We start from the raw sequence: 2,112 nt of genomic DNA, 5'->3' as shown, positions 1-2,112 counted from the left end.
TCGCTTCGGGAGATTAGATTGCCCTTATTATTAAAAGTATAAGCCATATTCATTATGGCGGCGGCCGAAATGGATGAAGGCAGTCCACGACTGTCATAAAACTGAGTTTTCTCTACACGACTTCTCATACTAATAAGATAACGCAACTATACACAATCATTGGTACAATAAAATATATATTTCCAAAAGACCATAAAAGTATTTTTTCATCGCAATAATATTATTACAACAAACACAAATTTCATGAGATGTGATTACCACAACTAAAATTTCACCTCTATACTACTTCCTTCAAGAGGTTTATCATATAACTGATAGCCATTCATCCAGATAGGAAGTTTTTTCTTCACACATACAAATTTATCCAATAACATGAAAATAGATACATAATTTCTTAATTCTCTATTACGAGGAACCAGTTGAAATTCATATGTCCCATGTAATTTCGAAAAACCATATAGATTAAAACTATCAGTATATATATCATCTGCTTTAAGAAACACAAAGTGATTGGATAATTTTTCCCAAAAAGCCTTTTCCCCATAAATAGTGTCTATAGGTAATTCCGTTTTGGAATCTTTCTTTAATCGACTATAAATGAGCGTCAACTCGTCATTTATAAAATCCACTTCATGCTCTTTATCATACAATGTAGAATCAGGAATCACCATCCAAGTAGATAATAAATCCGAATTATCTTCTATCACCACCTTATATTTAGCATTAGAATAATCATTCAACTGTTCTAACCCATATTTATCTGAGAAAGTCATTGACATAGGAAAACTAGGGATACCTCCCTCATTCACCGAAATACCATGAAGATAGACAGCCTTCCCTGTATTATTCATATACGTGATATTTAAATAAGGAACATCCATAACTATACTCGAATCAATCGAGACTTTCTCACTTTTCCATACAATAGATAAGTTAACAGCTACATCTTGAGCATAAACATATCCGATACTTAAGGACATTATCAATAAAATTATCTTCCTCATTTCAAAATGGATATTTATAAGTTACATTCGAAGTCCAGCTAAAATTAACATAGCTCAATTTTTTGAATAAGTCACCATACTGACTTGCAATAGTACGAATATTATCAAAGGTATTAAAGCTTTTACCCCCCAATGAATTTTGAAAACTATATGCATGGAACTCCAACATGTCAACAAAATCAACAGTCAATTTATGTGAAAGTCCTGCTAAAACAGAATATTGTGAAACATGAACAAACTCATGGCCCATAGAAAAAAATAATTGTTTTGAACTACTAAAAGCCAAATATTTATTAAAATAAACATTTGATTTTCCTGTAAACAATCCATCTTTCGTCCTAAATGCAGCAGTCGCAGCAGGAGCATTATTTCTCATCATGGCTTGTTGTGACTTCTCTGGAACATTTTCAACTGTAAATTTCTTAATATTCTCCATTGGTGCATCTTTATACCACTCTTTCTGAGCTTTCAATAAAAAGTCATCAGTCCTGGGGAGTTCACTATTTTCAGTAATTCCCAATTCTTCACAACCTCGTTGATATGTTAATATCTGCTTCCTGTATTGAAGCCCCCCAGTTATTCCTCCCAAAACAATTCCACTAGCAGCCCCAAATCCACTTCCAATCAAACCTGACTTTAGGCTCTGTCCCCAAGTTCCTCCATTCATCCGTGTATTACCCATACCAGTAATCCATCCCCCGACACTTCCTCCAGCCCCCCCAATTATGCTCCCTTGCATCATTGCGCCACCTAAGGTAGTTGCCGTACCAAACATTCCTGACACTAACTGAGAAGCGCCTGCTCCTGCAGCCCCTGATAAAGCTCCAATTCCTGCAGCCTTAAAAAAATCACCAACGCCACCATGCAAATTACCAGTAAAACCTTGAATTGCTGCATTCATAATAGCTCCTATAAATATTGCTGCAAAAAAGAACTCTCCATCCGGGTCCGTATATAATAGCGGATTTCCATAGCAATACCCATATCGATTGTAATTCAACCAATTACCAGGTGCCTGCACATAAGGGTCCGGACTTAAAAACATACCCAGCAAAGGATCGTATACACGACCATTCATGTTTATCAACCCAAAACCATCCAAATGTTC

The 2,112-nt window shown here is 35.6% G+C and carries 2 protein-coding genes; both read right to left on the bottom strand.

Annotation, left to right across the window (positions count from 1 at the left end):
- Positions 1–263: 263 nt before the first annotated feature.
- Positions 264–1,004 carry a hypothetical protein gene (locus HCG69_RS20560; RefSeq protein ID WP_221651563.1) on the bottom strand — a complete coding sequence of 247 codons (741 nt, stop codon included), beginning with the start codon at positions 1,002–1,004 and terminating at the stop codon, positions 264–266.
- 1 nt (position 1,005) lies between these two features.
- Positions 1,006–2,112 (bottom strand): RHS repeat domain-containing protein (locus HCG69_RS20555; protein ID WP_304524023.1); only part of this gene is annotated, 1,107 nt, incomplete at its 5' end.

Source organism: Bacteroides sp. K03 (genome assembly GCF_019734355.1).
Taxonomy (GTDB): domain Bacteria; phylum Bacteroidota; class Bacteroidia; order Bacteroidales; family Bacteroidaceae; genus Bacteroides; species Bacteroides nordii.
Note: the sequence above shows the minus strand (reverse complement) of the source record. Positions and strands in the feature narration are given on the sequence as shown.